At 48.2% G+C, this 15,358-nt stretch carries 14 protein-coding genes; all 14 read left to right on the top strand.

Translation table 11 applies throughout. The features are described from left to right. Window positions 1-160 precede the first annotated feature (160 nt). The 14 genes from GUA98_RS14515 to csaB all read left to right on the top strand — a co-directional run bounded on the left by GUA98_RS14515 (window position 161) and on the right by csaB (window position 15,357). Window positions 161-367, top strand: a complete 207-nt coding sequence (locus GUA98_RS14515) for a hypothetical protein (RefSeq protein ID WP_153980162.1) — start codon at window positions 161-163, stop codon at window positions 365-367. Next, window positions 352-609, top strand: a complete 258-nt coding sequence (locus tag GUA98_RS14510) for a DUF1146 family protein (RefSeq protein WP_095291312.1) — start codon at window positions 352-354, stop codon at window positions 607-609. Before GUA98_RS14515 ends, GUA98_RS14510 begins: the two co-directional genes overlap by 16 nt. A 517-nt stretch (window positions 610-1,126) precedes the next feature. Next, entirely contained in the window at window positions 1,127-2,473 is a 1,347-nt protein-coding gene (gene murA, locus GUA98_RS14505) for a UDP-N-acetylglucosamine 1-carboxyvinyltransferase (protein WP_095359959.1), read from the top strand. 401 nt (window positions 2,474-2,874) lie between these two features. Beyond that, a complete protein-coding gene (spoIID, locus tag GUA98_RS14500; protein ID WP_193723532.1) occupies window positions 2,875-4,221 on the top strand; it encodes a stage II sporulation protein D in 1,347 nt (448 codons plus the stop codon). A gap of 502 nt (window positions 4,222-4,723) precedes the next feature. Beyond that, window positions 4,724-5,458, top strand: coding sequence for a M23 family metallopeptidase (locus tag GUA98_RS14495; protein WP_193723531.1), 735 nt, complete (start codon window positions 4,724-4,726; stop codon window positions 5,456-5,458). Between the two features lie 170 nt (window positions 5,459-5,628). After that, window positions 5,629-5,916, top strand: coding sequence for a sporulation transcriptional regulator SpoIIID (gene spoIIID / locus GUA98_RS14490; RefSeq protein ID WP_024632710.1), 288 nt, complete (start codon window positions 5,629-5,631; stop codon window positions 5,914-5,916). Window positions 5,917-6,134: 218 nt separating this feature from the next. Next, entirely contained in the window at window positions 6,135-7,133 is a 999-nt protein-coding gene (locus GUA98_RS14485; protein ID WP_095291319.1) for a rod shape-determining protein, read from the top strand. A 102-nt stretch (window positions 7,134-7,235) separates the two neighbouring features. Next, a complete protein-coding gene (locus tag GUA98_RS14480) occupies window positions 7,236-8,120 on the top strand; it encodes a flagellar hook-basal body protein (RefSeq protein ID WP_193723530.1) in 885 nt (294 codons plus the stop codon). A 30-nt stretch (window positions 8,121-8,150) separates the two neighbouring features. After that, complete coding sequence (locus tag GUA98_RS14475) at window positions 8,151-8,990, top strand: flagellar hook-basal body protein (protein WP_153980158.1); 840 nt, start codon at window positions 8,151-8,153, stop codon at window positions 8,988-8,990. An 11-nt stretch (window positions 8,991-9,001) separates the two neighbouring features. Next, the gene (locus tag GUA98_RS14470; protein WP_193723529.1) at window positions 9,002-9,229 is read left to right on the top strand and encodes a DNA-directed RNA polymerase subunit beta; all 228 of its coding nucleotides are present in this window, start codon (window positions 9,002-9,004) and stop codon (window positions 9,227-9,229) included. 469 nt (window positions 9,230-9,698) lie between these two features. Further along, window positions 9,699-10,130, top strand: coding sequence for a 3-hydroxyacyl-ACP dehydratase FabZ (fabZ, locus tag GUA98_RS14465; RefSeq protein ID WP_095291326.1), 432 nt, complete (start codon window positions 9,699-9,701; stop codon window positions 10,128-10,130). Between the two features lie 113 nt (window positions 10,131-10,243). Next, window positions 10,244-11,965 (top strand): phospho-sugar mutase, encoded by a 1,722-nt coding sequence (locus GUA98_RS14460; RefSeq protein WP_110758619.1) that lies wholly within the window; start codon window positions 10,244-10,246, stop codon window positions 11,963-11,965. Window positions 11,966-12,190: 225 nt separating this feature from the next. Further along, window positions 12,191-14,212 (top strand): DUF5693 family protein, encoded by a 2,022-nt coding sequence (locus GUA98_RS14455; RefSeq protein ID WP_193723528.1) that lies wholly within the window; start codon window positions 12,191-12,193, stop codon window positions 14,210-14,212. Then, window positions 14,188-15,357: a polysaccharide pyruvyl transferase CsaB gene (gene csaB, locus GUA98_RS14450; RefSeq protein ID WP_193723527.1), complete on the top strand. Its 1,170-nt coding sequence runs from the start codon at window positions 14,188-14,190 to the stop codon at window positions 15,355-15,357. The genes GUA98_RS14455 and csaB overlap by 25 nt, the downstream gene beginning before the upstream one ends. Window position 15,358: the final 1 nt, after the last annotated feature.

The following is a 15,358-nucleotide window of genomic DNA, read 5'->3' as shown; positions in this document are numbered from 1 at the left end:
ACAAGCTTGATATCGAAATAGCGCTCTTTTATGTCGTTTTAGTCACAAAATCCCGATGATTTAAAATTAAAATATTTTCAAAGTGGAAATCAATGTAATTGACAATGTATGATGAAAGAGCCTATATTCCATAGAGTCAGCAGAGAATGCAGCTGCGAAGATGAATTCCATGATCATTCACAGCCAGATGGTGCTGCTCGAAGAGTGGGCAACACGAAGGATCTCCATATGGGGTACTTCAGCGGTGAATCAGTTGTGTTCTGCTGGAACAAATCATTCTTATGAGTTTGAATTAAGGGTGACAAGCAAAATTGCGCTGGTTGCTGCAACAAATGTGGAGGTAATGAATATATGGATATTGATCTGACGAATCAGTTGAACCAGTCATTAAGCACAAATGGGTTAGTTTCGATTGTCGTTTCGCTATTGTGTATAGCACTCGCATGGTGGGCACTGCAAAACCTGAAGCTTGATCTGATTATCAGACAGCCGAAGGGCGCTCAGGGAAGATTGCTGCATTTGCTGCTTGCCATTATTCTGGGTCATGCCGTATCCGGGTTCGTTATTGATTATTTATCATGGACCCAAATGTTGCGTCATTTGTTTTAATGTTGAGATGGTTGGTTAATCATCTGTTAGGTTCTTCATGAAGCCTGATTGTCGAATAACATCGATTGATTGTGTCAACAATTAGAGTATGGCCAACCTGTTAACAATTAAGAAAAATGTGTGACGTATAACTGGTTGAACTGAGATGTTTTATGTAAAAATGCTTGTATCGTACAATTCAAAAATGTTATGATGGAAGTTAGGGAATTAACTATTGTTCACTTTAACCTTAGGTTATAAACGGGATCCCCGGTATTTACCGGCTAAAAATTATCCCAATCCGTCTGTCCTGATGTTTTGCTGACCTGTAAGCCTTAATTTACAAGTTTGCAGGCAATCAGCACGGCAAGTGTTATCATCAATTTTGGATTATAAACCAATTCTTTTCTGAACAGACATCAGGCGTTTTTTGCCGGGCAATGTCGAAATTCCACACACAGCAACAGTCCTTTCTAACACAGAGGGCTTACGTATTCCGGAATGAAGAAAAGGGAATAAAAGCGCGGAGGGAACCATGATGAGCAAATTTATCGTCCGCGGTGGCAAAAGGTTGACCGGAAGTGTCAAAGTTAGCGGCGCTAAAAATTCTGTTCTTCCGATCATCGCTGCCTCTCTACTAGGGGAAGAAGGACAAAGCGTTATTATTGACGCACCTCCTCTAGACGATGTGATGACGATTAACAAAGTGTTGGAATCGCTGGGAGCGGGTGTTACATACCGGGACGAAGTGATTACTGTGAATGCGGAAAAACTTACTTCCTGTGAAGCCCCGTATGAATGGGTAAGTAAAATGCGGGCGTCTTTTCTGGTCATGGGGCCTTTATTGACGCGTATGGGTCATACGAGAATTTCGCTTCCTGGTGGATGTGCCATCGGAACACGGCCGATTGATCAGCATTTGAAAGGTTTTGAAGCCATGGGTGCCGAGATCAGCTTGGGCCAAGGCTATATCGAAGCTCGCAGCCAAGGACGGTTGCGCGGTGCAAAAATTTATCTGGATGTAGCTTCTGTCGGAGCTACTCAAAATATTATGATGGCTGCAACACTGGCTGACGGTGTAACCGTGCTGGAAAATGCAGCAAAAGAACCTGAGATTGTGGATCTGGCCAACTTCCTTAACGGAATGGGTGCCAAAGTCCGTGGAGCGGGTACAGGAGTTATTCGTATCGAAGGTGTGGAGAAACTCACTGGAGTGAAGCACACCGTGATTCCTGACCGGGTAGAAGCGGGTACTTACATGGCTGCTGCTGCAATTTCTGGTGGCGACGTGTACATCGAAGGTGCTATCTCCGATCATTTGGGTTCGGTTATTGCCAAGATGGAAGAGATGGGAGTGACCATCCTGCCAGATGAGAATGGGGTACGTGTCATTGCCGACCGTCCACTCAAGGCAGTAGATGTGAAAACTTTACCATACCCTGGATTTCCTACTGACATGCAGTCCCAGATGATGGCGCTCTTGCTGGCATCAGAAGGAACAAGTGTCGTAACAGAGACGGTGTTTGAGAATCGCTTCATGCATGTGGATGAATTCCAGTTGATGAATGCGGAGATCAAAGTGGAAGGCCGTTCGTCCATCATTACAGGTAATGCCAAACTGAAGGGCGCCAAAGTTACAGCTACCGATTTGCGTGCGGGTGCTGCACTCATTATTGCGGGTCTGGTTGCTGAAGGCACAACTGAAGTCGGCGGTGTTCATCACATCGACCGTGGCTACGTTCACTTGGCTGAAAAGCTGAATGGACTGGGAGCCGACATTTACCGTATTTCGGTTGAAGAACCGAAACTGGACGCAGCTAAGCCTGCAACCGAAAAAGCTGAGGAAGAAGTGCCGATGTTCAAGGTACAACCGACTTGGGCTTAAATCATGTTTTTAGTAAAAAGCTAAGCCATCTGGCTTGGCTTTTTTTTATGCCCTTTTTTGACACGATACTATTAAAAGTATGGCCAATAATTCAGTACCTGATTCTATTAATAGCTGGTCCTAATGGAAGAACTGTGGGTCCAAGTTTTGAATATATACAATGGAATAAAAGAACATCAATAGAGAATGCGGTGCATGGGTAAGCAAGTCCAGAATGGCTGTATAGCGGCGGTTTTTCAACTATAGCAGAGCAATGTTAATCTAACATTAAAAAGAACCAAAAGCTCTGTCTTTCTCTCAAATCAGGTTCTATCAGATCGAAACAGCTCATACCCTAAACTATGGATTTGAACAAAAGGACCGGTCTATGACGGCCTATGTACAACGGAGGGTATGTCGAAATGAAAGAAGCTCGTATACAGGTTAAGGTGCCCCTTGTCCCCCGTCCAATGATGGAGGAGTCCAAGCTGACTTCGGATGCCGGAATGGAGAAAGACAAGCTCGCGGCGAGGAGTACCAGAAGTTCAGCTGCCGAGGCCAAAAGAACAATCAATCCAAACTCAACAGGAGCATCAGACCCGTCTGAGCGTGAGTCAAGAGGAATCCGCGGACCGGTCATAGAACTGGATCAGTTCCGTCCCGTAAAGAGACGCCGGATGAGGACATTCGGAAGAGGACGCAGGTGGTCAAGCGGATCCTGGCGCTGGCAACCAGCTGCTGCTGTTTCAGGGCTCCTGGCGCTGGCACTCCTTATCCCTGCTATATTAGTGTGGCCCCGGGCAAGTGATCCGGTGAAGCCAATTCCTGTTGCACCATCAACAGGCAGTGTAACGAACACCGTCCCAGTCCCGGCTGTGCCAGTGACATACCCAGAACCCAATGTAAGAGTGTATCTGTCGGCAACGGGAACAACAATGAATCTTCCGCTTGAGGAGTACGTGACGGGTGTTGTTGCTGCAGAGATGCCTGCCGAGTTCAGGCTTGAGGCACTGAAGGCACAGGCCATTGCCGCACGTACCTTTATCGTCAGAAGGCTGGCAGCACACGATACCAGCGGTGTACCTTCAGGCGATGCAGATGTAACGGATACGGTCAGTCATCAGGTGTTTATTCCGCCGGATCAGGTGGAGAAGGAATGGACACGGTTGGGGAAAGCGGAAGAATGGCAGAAGTTACAGCAGGCCATCCGCGAAAGCCGGGACGCCGTGATGACATATCAGGGTAAGGCGATTACAGCGTCCTTTTTTTCTACAAGTAACGGTTATACGGAGAACGCTGAGGATGTATGGGGAAATGTCGTACCCTACTTGAAAAGTGTTGCAAGTCCATGGGACCAAAAGTTAGCTCCGGGATTCAAGGAGACCGTCACCATGCAGCGCAGTGAAATTCTCCAGAAGCTGAATTTGAGTGCCAGTGCTATCCCGGTCACTGCCCAGGAAGGTGGCTCATGGATGGAAGTGCTGTCTACAACAGAAGGTCACCGGATTAAGGAGATGCAGATCGCAGGTTCAACGTTCAGTGGACCAGAGGTGCGCAAGCTGCTTGGATTGAGATCCAGTCAATTCAGCTGGACGACAGAGGGTGACGAGGTTCAGATTACGACCTATGGATACGGACATGGCGTGGGTATGAGCCAGTGGGGAGCGAATGGCATGGCGCAGGAGGGACACACCGCGACACAGATCCTGAAACACTACTATACAGGTATCTCCTTCGGACAGGCATCGAAGATGCTGGCAAAACAATAGTGTTATGAATATTATTTGTACATCAGCAATTTAATAATTGAGCCATTCAATCATACCCCGCCTCATCTGAACCAATTAAAATGCTATGCTACGACATCACACATGAGTGCCAACATCATAGAACTCTATCTCAAAAAGGTTCACTATATTTCAATAAGATTGGATATTAAACCCAATCAACACTCTAGCCCTCGCCCATTCTGGAGCTTTCGAGATTCGGCTATATATGCGGAAAGTGAGAGTGTATGGAGAGCGTAGGGGACAGAAAAGACCTGTAGAAGCAAAGCGTCCGCCTTTACTCCCGGATTTCACCTTTGAAGAAGGTGGTAGAAGAAATCTGGGAGTAACAGCGGTCGAAAGGTTTTCTGGCCCCGAAGCGGCGCACGTATCTATCACTTATTTTGAAATGTATAGCACTCTCTGAAACCTCCGTGAAAAAAATTAGAGTCGCCCGTGTATAAAAGAGTTGCACCCGGTAACACTTGTTACTGAGGTGATCAAGATGAATGAACAAAACAAAAAAACAGTCCAAGAAGAAACTCCTAAAACAACTCAAGGAGTACCGGCCAGCCAGCCCTCTTCATGGAAAAGAGCAATGTCCAAACGTTGGGTCTTCCCGGCAGCCTACATCGCAGCAGCAGGCATTATACTAACATTAGTGTGGGTCTATCAGGGTACAGGCGAGAAAACGCTGAACTCCGATCCTGCTAGTGGAGTAGTAGAAACAGGAGCATCGGGTACAGAAGAAACAGCAGTTGGTGGAGAAGAAAGTGTGGAAGTTGTCGCTCAGTCGGAAAGTTTTGCTTGGCCAGTAGCAAGTCCGTCGGAAGTCTCTGTGGTTAAACCGTTCTATGAGAACGAAGGCTCTACCGAAGAACATGAAGCCGCAATGGTGCAGTACAACGATACGTTTATTCCAAACACAGGCGTAGACCTGGCGCGTGGGGATAACAAATCATTTGAAGTAAAAGCAGCACTCGGCGGTAAAGTGACACGGGTGGAGCAAAATCCGTTGACGGGTCAAGTTGTGGAAATCACGCACAGTGATAACCTCAAAACCGTATACCAAAGCCTGTCTGACGTCAAAGTGAAACAGGATGATGAAGTGAAACAGGGAGATGCAATTGCATCCGCTGGCGTAAATGAACTGGAAAAAACGCTCGGCAACCACCTGCACTTCGAAGTATACGAAGACGGTCAACCCGTTAACCCGCAAGGATATCTTCCGGAAAAATAAATGATTTTTAACGCAGAATGAAAAGGGCAGAGGGAAATCTCCTCTGCTTTTTTTGTGTTTTTCAGAAATTATTGGGACCTCCGAAGCTTGTCACACCTCTAAACCGCGAATATATAGGCATGCTCCTCATATAATGTACCAAACTATCCACACAGTAGGGAGGCGGGAGCGTGCACGATTACATCAAGGAACGGACCATAAAAATAGGTCGCTGCATTGTCGAGACGAGGAATACGGTCCGTACCATTGCCAAAGAATTCGGCGTGTCAAAGAGTACGGTGCATAAGGACCTGACGGAGCGTCTGCCGGAAATCAACCCTGATCTTGCTGACCAGGTGAAACATATCCTGGAGTACCACAAGTCCATCCGCCACTTGCGGGGCGGCGAAGCAACGAAAATCAAATACAAAAAAACAAGCGGCAAAAAGCGTGAAGTTCTGGCTTCCGCTAAATCGTAACCATCGCGAAAAGACGTAGGCCAAAAAGCTCACACATGGATTGAATCCCTCCCCTGAAGTATGATATGTTAAAAGCTGGTACAGGATCGAATTATGACATCTTATCAGCCCGATTTTTACATATATATGTTGCACTTTGTCGAACGAGCGGTGACGTGATAAGGGACTCTTTTTCACAGGATACGCTGACCAAATAATATCACTTTGGGGGCTCTTTTATGTTAAGCAAGGATATCGGTATTGATCTTGGCACGGCGAACGTGCTTATTCACGTGAAAGGAAGTGGGGTCGTCCTCGATGAACCTTCCGTCGTGACCATTGAAAGCGATACGAAGCGGGTCCTTGCTGTTGGGGAAGAAGCGCGTCGTATGGTGGGGCGTACTCCGGGTAACATTGTTGCCATCCGACCGCTGCGTGACGGCGTTATTGCGGACTTCGAAATTACGGAAGCGATGCTCAGACATTTTATTAATCGTGTGGGGGCGAGAAGCTGGTACAGCCACCCGCGTATTCTGATCTGTGCACCGACGAATATTACTTCCGTGGAGCAGAAGGCGATCCGTGAGGCTGCGGAGCGCAGCGGTGCCAAAGAAGTATTTCTGGAAGAAGAGCCAAAAGCGGCAGCCATTGGTGCAGGAATGGATATTTTTCAGCCGAGCGGCAATATGGTCGTGGATATCGGCGGCGGAACGACTGACGTTGCAGTCCTGTCTATGGGCGACGTAGTCACCGCCTCTTCTATTAAAGTCGCAGGGGACAAGTTCGACGAAGCGATTATCAAGTTTATCAAAGCCAAGTACAAACTCATGATCGGTGAACGCACGGCCGAGGATCTGAAGATTGCGATTGGTTCCGTAAACCCGGCTGGACGTCAAACCGAGATGGACATTCGTGGACGGGATATGGTATCCGGTTTGCCTGTTACGGTAACGGTGTCGGGAAGTGAAGTACAGGAAGCGCTATGGGATTCCGTGCAATCCATTATCGTTGCAGCAAAATCGGTATTGGAGCGGACGCCCCCAGAGCTGTCGGCGGATATTATTGACCGGGGTGTCGTGCTGACAGGCGGAGGCGCTTTGCTTAATGGTCTGGACGAGCTTTTGTCCAATGAACTGCATGTACCGGTATGGGTTGCAGAGGATCCGATGCATTGTGTCGTAAAAGGGACAGGCATTATGCTCAATAATTTGGATCAAGTGGTTAAGAAAAAGTTCTGATCTGCCGATATAAGTATCAAAGGTTCGCCTATGCTCGGCATTAGAATGGACAAGCATTGATCCTGCAGTGCAGGACAAGCGCTTGAGGAGAGGGGTTTATTCATGCTAAGAGGTTTGTACACCGCTACCGCGGGAATGATTACGCAGCAACGCCGCCATGACACAGCGACTCAAAATATTGTTAATGCCAACACGACGGGATATAAACAGGTGAACAGCGTAAGCCGTTCATTCCCGGAAATGCTCATTACGTTGGTCGGTGGAGATGCCAATGTTCCGACGAAGCGGCTGGGCAGGCTGAACACAGGGGTGTTCGCGGAAGAGAGCTTGTCCATGAATTTGCAGGGGGCGATTATGGAGAGTGGTCAAAAGAGTGATTTTGCTATCTCGTCCAATCTGTCCGTTAATGATCCGCAGACGGGACAACCTGTCGCTTTTGACGGTTCAGGCAAATTTGTACGAGCTGATGGCACGGTGATCTACCAGCCTCAAGCGTATTTTACGGTGCAGGATGCGGAAGGTAATACAAGATATACACGTGATGGTCACTTCCAGGTTACCGGAACGGGAGAACTATTAAGCTCAACGGGAGCGCAGGTTTTGGATAATAATGGACAGCCCGTTGTGTTGACAGGCTCAGTGGACCAATTTAAAGTGGATGAGCAAGGCCGTCTTGTGGATGCGGTCACGGGTGCACCAACGGGGGTTACGCTTGGAATCAGCGTCATTGATCAGCCTAACCAACTGGTTCGTGAGGGTGACGGTAATTTTAGTCTGTATGACCAGGAAGGTGCTACAGCGCGAATGATGGCTGCGGGAGATAATGTGCAGATCCGTCAGGGCTACCTGGAAGGATCGAATGTGGATGCTTCTCAAGCTACGGTGGATATGAATGCCGCTTATCGTGCGTATGAAGCGAATCAGAAGGTTGTGCAGTTCTATGATCGAAGTTTGGACAAAGCTGTCAATGATGTAGGTCGTGTATAACGCGCGGCAATAGAGAGGATGAATTACTAAATGAATAATTCCATGATTAGTGCGAAGGTCTCGATGACCGCGATACAGCAACGTCTGGATGTCATTTCCGATAATATTGCCAACGTGAATACGGCAGGCTATAAAAGCAAGCAGGCGGCGTTCGAGGATGTACTGACCCGGGTGCAGCAGCAACCGGACAAGTATAAGCTCGATGGACGTTCCACCCCAATGGGATATAATCTGGGATTTGGTGCCCGTTTGACGAGCGTGACGAAGGATATGTCTCAGGGGACGCTGAATGAGACAGGCAATCCAACGGATTTGGCTATTGAAGGCAACGCGATGTTTGCCGTTGAAGCGAATGGTCAGAAAATGTGGACACGTCAGGGAGCATTCCATTTTGTCCCTGATCCAACACCTAACCCGAACCCCAATGCACCTCAGATGATGGTGTTGGTTAATGGGGAAGGCTATTTCGCGCTGGATCGTCAAGGTAACCGAATCACGGCTCCGAACAATAGTAAAGTGGCCTTCGATGAGAAAGGTAATCTGTTGATTCGTCGCGGCAATGAAGCCAATGCAACGATTGGAGCCCAGCTGCAGCTTGTAGACATCGAACGTCCGGAAGGACTTGTGCAATACGCAGATAATCTGTTTGGTCTGGATGCCGGATTGACCGAGGATGATGTGTTTGGCGCTAATGCGGCTACACGTGATTCCGTAGCTACAATTCGTGCGGGCTTTCTGGAGCAATCCAACGTGGATCTGACACAGGAGATGGCACTATTGATGCAAGGACAGCGGACCTATCAGCTGGCAGCACGTGCACTGACATCAAGTGATTCGATGGCAGGTCTTGCCAACACTATAAGAGCATAAAGGTGAATGCGATGACAGATACACAGAAGCAGAACAGCAAGCCGGAGGAGAAGGAAGTCAAGAAGAAGAAAAAGAGTGGATGGCGCGTCGCCAGATGGTTCCTGATCCCGGTCTTGCTTGTTCTTGCCCTCGCTGGCGGCATGGTCGCTGGTTATGTGGTACTGGGCAAACAGGATATTGGCTCCGTGTTCCAGTGGAGTACCTGGAAACATGTATATGATCTGGTGTTCGCTTCATGATCGTGAAATAGCGAAAACTCCTGCGCAGGCAGGAGTTTTCTTTTTCGCGTTGAAAACAGTATAATGATGGATGACGTTTGACGTCAAAAGAGGCCTCCCCTGCGAAAGACGAATGTCATCGCGAAGAGAGACCCCTTATCTCAACCTTCACTACTGCAGTCATGAAGGATATTAGTAGTGTTAACCGAAAATGCGTTTTTCATACCAAATAAAAAATAACCACATTTATATGTAATGCATTTAGCATAATGGTTTTGTTTTAGCGACGTAGTGGAGGGGACGGAATCGATTCTGAAGAAGCGAAGCGTTCGCCTTTGTCTCCAAATTTTTACCTTTAAAAAATGGATTGAGAAAATTTGGAGACAACAGCGATCGGAAGAACGATCCGTAACCGTAACGGCCACCGCGCACACAGGCAATTATGTAGGGAATGATTAACATATAAATGACCTTGAGAGGAGATTACACTGTGCTCGATAGCAAACAGATTCAAGCCATTATCCCGCACCGTCCCCCGTTTCTGCTGGTGGACAAGATTGTAGAAATGGAGGATGGCAAACGCGCCGTTGGTCTGAAAAATGTAACGATCAACGAACCGTTCTTCATCGGTCATTTCCCGGAATATCCGGTAATGCCAGGGGTGTTGATCACCGAAGCACTGGCTCAAGTAGGCGCAGCAGCGATTCTTAACGTGGAGAGCAATAAAGGCAAAATCGGCTTTTTGGCGGGACTGGATAATTTCCGATTCCGTGGACAAGTTGTGCCCGGAGATACGTTGATGCTGGAAGTGGAAATTACACGTCTGAAGGGTTCGATTGGTAAAGGCAAAGCGACAGCCCGTGTGGAAGACAAAGTCGTCGCTGAAGGCGAAATCATGTTTGCACTGTCTGACCCAAGCTGATTACAACCATGAGCATTTGCATCAGTCAGAGTGTGTATATAACGGATTGATGCAAAATGCTGAAGCAGCTCAGCAAACCATTGAATTTATATAGACGGAAGGGGTTTATAGGAATGGAACAGTTAAGCGGAACAGCAGCACAGACGTTACAGCAGTGGTTGGAGGATGCTTCGATTGATGAAGCGACGAAACAGGAGCTTCGTGATTTGCAGGATCAGCCGAAAGAGCTGGAGGATCGTTTCTATCGAAATCTGGAGTTTGGTACAGGTGGATTGCGCGGGGTCATTGGCGCCGGAAGCAACCGGATGAACAAGTACACTGTTGGTCGGGCGACTCAAGGTTTTGCACGTTATCTGCTCGAACAGCATGGGGACAAGGAGGGCAGACCTTCTGTGGTTATTGCCCATGACTCCCGTCACTACTCGCCTGAATTTACGCTGGATGCTGCGTTGGTTCTTGCCGGAAACGGCATTGTGGCCAAGCTGTTCACATCCCTGCGCCCTACGCCGCAGCTGTCATTCAGTGTGCGTCACTTGCAAGCGACGGGCGGTATTGTGGTAACGGCAAGTCATAACCCACCGGAGTATAACGGATACAAAGTGTACAACCACGAAGGTGGCCAACTGGTACCGCACGAAGCAGAGAAAGTCATCCAATACATTCAGGAAGTTCCTTCCCTTGCTGATGTGAAAAAGCTGACCCAAGAAGAAGCTGAAGCGCAAGGCCTGCTGGTATGGCTGGGTGAAGAGGAAGATCAGGCATTTGTTGATACAGTTGCCAGCGTGAGTCTGAGTCGTGACCTGATTCAATCAGGCGTAGGCCGAGACTTCAAAATCGTCTTTACGCCACTGCACGGCACAGGAAACATCCCGGTTCGTCGTGTGCTGGAGCAGATCGGTTTTGAGCAGGTACATGTTGTGGCAGAACAGGAACAGCCAGATGCTGAATTCTCCACCGTGAAGTCCCCTAACCCGGAAGAACGCGAAGCCTTCACGCTTGCCATGAAACTGGGTGAATCCGTAGGTGCTGACATTCTGATTGGTACGGACCCGGATGCAGACCGCATGGGTGCAGTTGTGAAAGACAATGATGGCAAGTATTTCGTACTGTCTGGTAACCAATCCGGTGCGATCATGGTGCACTATGTGCTGAGCCGTCTGCAAGAGACAGGTAAGCTTCCAAGCAACAGCGCAGTCGTCAAAACGATTGTAACGAGTGAGATGGGAGCAGTCATTGCGGAGCACTACGGTGCAGAAGTGATGAACACCCTGACAGGCTTCAAATATATCGGTGAAAAAATGAACCAGTTCGAAGCAACCGGTAGTCATACCTTCTTGTTCGGATATGAAGAGAGTTATGGCTATCTGGCAGGCAGCTATGCCCGTGACAAAGACGCCATCCTGGCTTCGATGCTCATTGCAGAAGCTGCTGCATATTACAAAAACCAAGGTAAAACACTGTACGATGTGCTGCAGGAGCTCTATAGCCAGTTCGGGTATTTCCTGGAGAAGCTGGAGTCCCGTACGTTGAAAGGCAAGGATGGCGTAGCGCAAATCCAGGCGAAAATGACGGATTGGCGTTCCAATCCGCCACAAGAAGTAGCGGGTATCGCAGTACAAGATGTGCTCGATTACTCTCTTGGTCTGGATGGCTTGCCAAAGGAAAATGTCCTGAAGTTCATTTTAGCAGATGGATCATGGTTCTGCCTGCGTCCTTCCGGTACAGAGCCGAAGATCAAAGTGTACTTCGCAGTACGTGGTGAGAGCCTGGAAGATGCGGAAGGCCGCATTGAACGTTTGGCTTCCACGGTAATGTCGCGAGTAGACGCACAATAAGTACGATTGTTGTACGAAGCACGAATGGTTAAAAGCCTCTCCGCACCGTAAGGTTGGTTGGCGGAGGGGCTTTTCTTTTAGGTGTGATTTTTACAGAGTCAGAAGCAGATTGATCGGATATTCGAAGGCTTGTTGACACAAGCTGTGTATATACCCGTTAATTATTTGAATGAATTACTTGAGCTGAACGTGGATTTGGTTCCAACACTTGAGGAGGTACATGTAGTGCGTCAAAAATGGCTTTATTGGAATACCGCTTCCCGGAAGTGGCTGTGGCTTGTTGTCATTATAGGACTGATCGCTTCCATCCCTGTCATCAGTGATCGGGTACAGACGGAATCGTCCGCCAAAAAGGTGGAGCTTGTATTCAATTATAGAGGTTTGTTGGATATATCGGCTTATCAAGCCCATCCCCAGGATTTTATGAATGAGCAATTGACTCGTCTGAAAGATGCCGGCGTCACAACGATGGCCGTATTCGAAAGTACGCTGGATGAGCTTAGAAAGTCACGGAAACTGACAGTATATAACGGGCAGGATGTTGCTAACCTGACGCAGAACGTGGTTTCTCCTAACGAGAACTTCACGTATGTGTTGTTCACATCCGAAGAAAATGCCCAAACCTATACACCCATCATTGAACAAACGTTCGCGGATCGTCAGATTCCGGTGGTACCATGGGAATTTGAAGGTCGTAGCGGCTTGATTTTGCAGACTCCTCCGGAGAATGCCAACATGCAGCCGATGCAGCCGGATCCGGTTGCCATCCAAATGCTGCGTGATAAAGGCTTTTACATTTTGCCAAGGATCGCGGATAGCGTGCCATACAGCCAGGAATCCATGGAGCGCCTGCTGACCTTCTTCGAAGAGAATGGCGTGAAACGCATCCTGTTTGATGGCGATGCAGTGAAAGGGTACAATGATAATGCAGAGATGAAGAGTCTCGATCAGTTCGCACAATTGTTGAACAAACATGACATTGGACTTGCAGCGATTGAAAATCTGAAGAAACCTCAATCCGGATTTGAAGCCCTTGCCTACAAAACGGACTACAACGTTGCTCGTTTGTATTCGTTAAGTGAGGGAGATGCTAACCTGGATGTAGACGTGATTGCGGACCGTTTTGTGCTCGCTACCAAAGACCGTAACATCCGCATGCTCTATTTGAATGCAGGGCCTAGCCGGAACACGGCCAAAGCCATGATTACGGATCCGATTGAGAACCTGATTAACAGTCTGGGTGAGCCAGGGCATGCCATTGAACGCATGGAGAAGCGCGGATTCGAGCTTGGACAGGCTGAGGCATTTACAGTAAAAGAATCTTCAATTCAGCGTTATGCCAAGCTGGTTGCGCTAGTTGGTGCAATTGCCATGATTACCTTGATGGTGTCATACTTCGTACCACTATTGACCTTGCTTGTGTTTGTATTAGGTTTGGTTGGAAGTGCGGGCTTGTTCCTCCTGAAACCGACCTTGCTTGAGCAGGGGATTGCCTTGCTCGTTGCGATCTCCGCACCAACCATCGCGATGGTGCTTGCGGTGAGAACTGTGAATTATCAGCAGCAGCGTCAACCGAATGCATCTGCGGGTCGTCGATTGGCACAAACGTTGATCTTATATGTAAGAACGTCCATTCTGTCGTTCCTTGCCGTGCCGTTTATGATCGCATTGCTCAACAGTATTACGTATAGTTTGGTCATTAACCAGTTCAGGGGCGTGAGCCTGCTGCACTTTGCTCCAATGGGACTGGTAGCTATTTATATCTTGTTTTATCGTGGATCGGGTACGATTTCCATTAAGCAGCTCAAAGGAATTCTGCGTACACCGGTTAATGTACTGATGGTTGTTCTGGCGGTTGTTGCAGCCGCAGCTGGATATTATTATTTGACACGTACAGGGAACTCGGGTTCAGTAACCCCATTTGAGATGTTCCTGCGTACAACGCTGGAAGATACATTTGGCGTACGACCAAGGTTCAAAGAATTTGTGCTGGGACACCCGCTGTTTATCGTTGGCGTGTTCGCCGCTTTAAAATATCGTCAAGTCATCTTTGTACTCATTATTGCAGCAATTGGACAGTTGTCCATGGTGGATACGTTTGCGCATATCCATACACCGGCTGTATTATCTCTCATTCGCGGAGTGATGGGACTCGGAATCGGCTTAATCTTCGGTATCATTGCTGTGGGTGTGTGGCAAGTAGCGGAAGGATGTTGGAAAAAATGGTCACCACTTCTCAAAAGTTAGTCATCTCGGGATATTACGGATTCCGCAATAGCGGAGACGAAGCGGTACTTAAGTCGATTCTGACTGCACTGGAAGAGGAGAGTCACAGATCTGGCGTCAACATTGAGCCGATCGTGCTCTCCATCGATCCGGAGTCGACAACCGCCATGTATGGGGTTCGTTCCGTTCATCGTATGAAATTGAAGGAAGTTCGCGAAGCGATCAAGGAAAGTGACGGATTGATCAGCGGCGGCGGGAGTTTGCTGCAGGATGCGACCGGACTGAAATCCATTCCCTACTATTTGGGTGTAATCAAGCTGGCCCAGTGGCTGAAAAAACCTACGTTTATTTATGCTCAGGGAATCGGGCCCGTTAATCGTAAATTCTTTAATCCAATGATCCGATCTGTATTCAAGGGTTGTAAGTATATATCGGTGAGGGATGAACAATCCGCTGATTATCTGCGCGGACTTGGGCTGCAGTGGAATCAGATTCATGTGGTGCCAGACCCGGTTATGGGATTGCCTTTGCCTGCGGGTAGCAGAGAAAAGGATGTTACGACGGGGACTGTGCCGGATCAATTGAGCGATGTTTCATCTGCGGGACATACGAAGCTTCCGGTCATCGGTGTTTCCGTACGTTTCTGGGAGTCTGATCGGAAGGAACTGACGGCGATTGCCTCGGGACTGAAAAAGCTATGTGCCAAAAAAGCAGTGCATCTGCGTTTTATGCCATTTCATTTGCCGAAAGACGAACAGGCCTCCCGTTTTATTATGGAGATGCTCGGAGACGTCACCAGTAAAGGCAGTGAGATCAGCATAACTCCGAATCTGACTGATCCACAGCTCATGCTGGAGGAAGTCAGCAAGTGTGATGTTGTTATTGGCATGCGTCTGCACAGTTTGATCTATGCCGCATCGCAGTATGTGCCACCTGTGGCTATCTCATATGATCCCAAAATCGATCAGTTCATGCTTCGTCTGGATAGTGACCCCGTAGGAAGCACGACTGCACTCGATGGGGACAAGCTGGCGAAGAGCGTAGCCTCTCTTCTGGATCAACGTTCACAGTGGTTGAAGGAAAACGAAGATCGCATTACCGAACTGAAGCAGGAGGCCAGAGTGCCTGCACAGCAAATTATTAACTATTTAGGCCGCAAAGGGTGAG

This window comes from Paenibacillus sp. P13VS, from assembly GCF_015143645.1.
GTDB classification, from domain to species: Bacteria; Bacillota; Bacilli; order Paenibacillales; family Paenibacillaceae; genus Paenibacillus; species Paenibacillus xylanilyticus_A.
The sequence above is the reverse complement of the archived record's forward strand: the minus strand, read 5'-3'. Positions and strand labels throughout refer to the sequence as shown.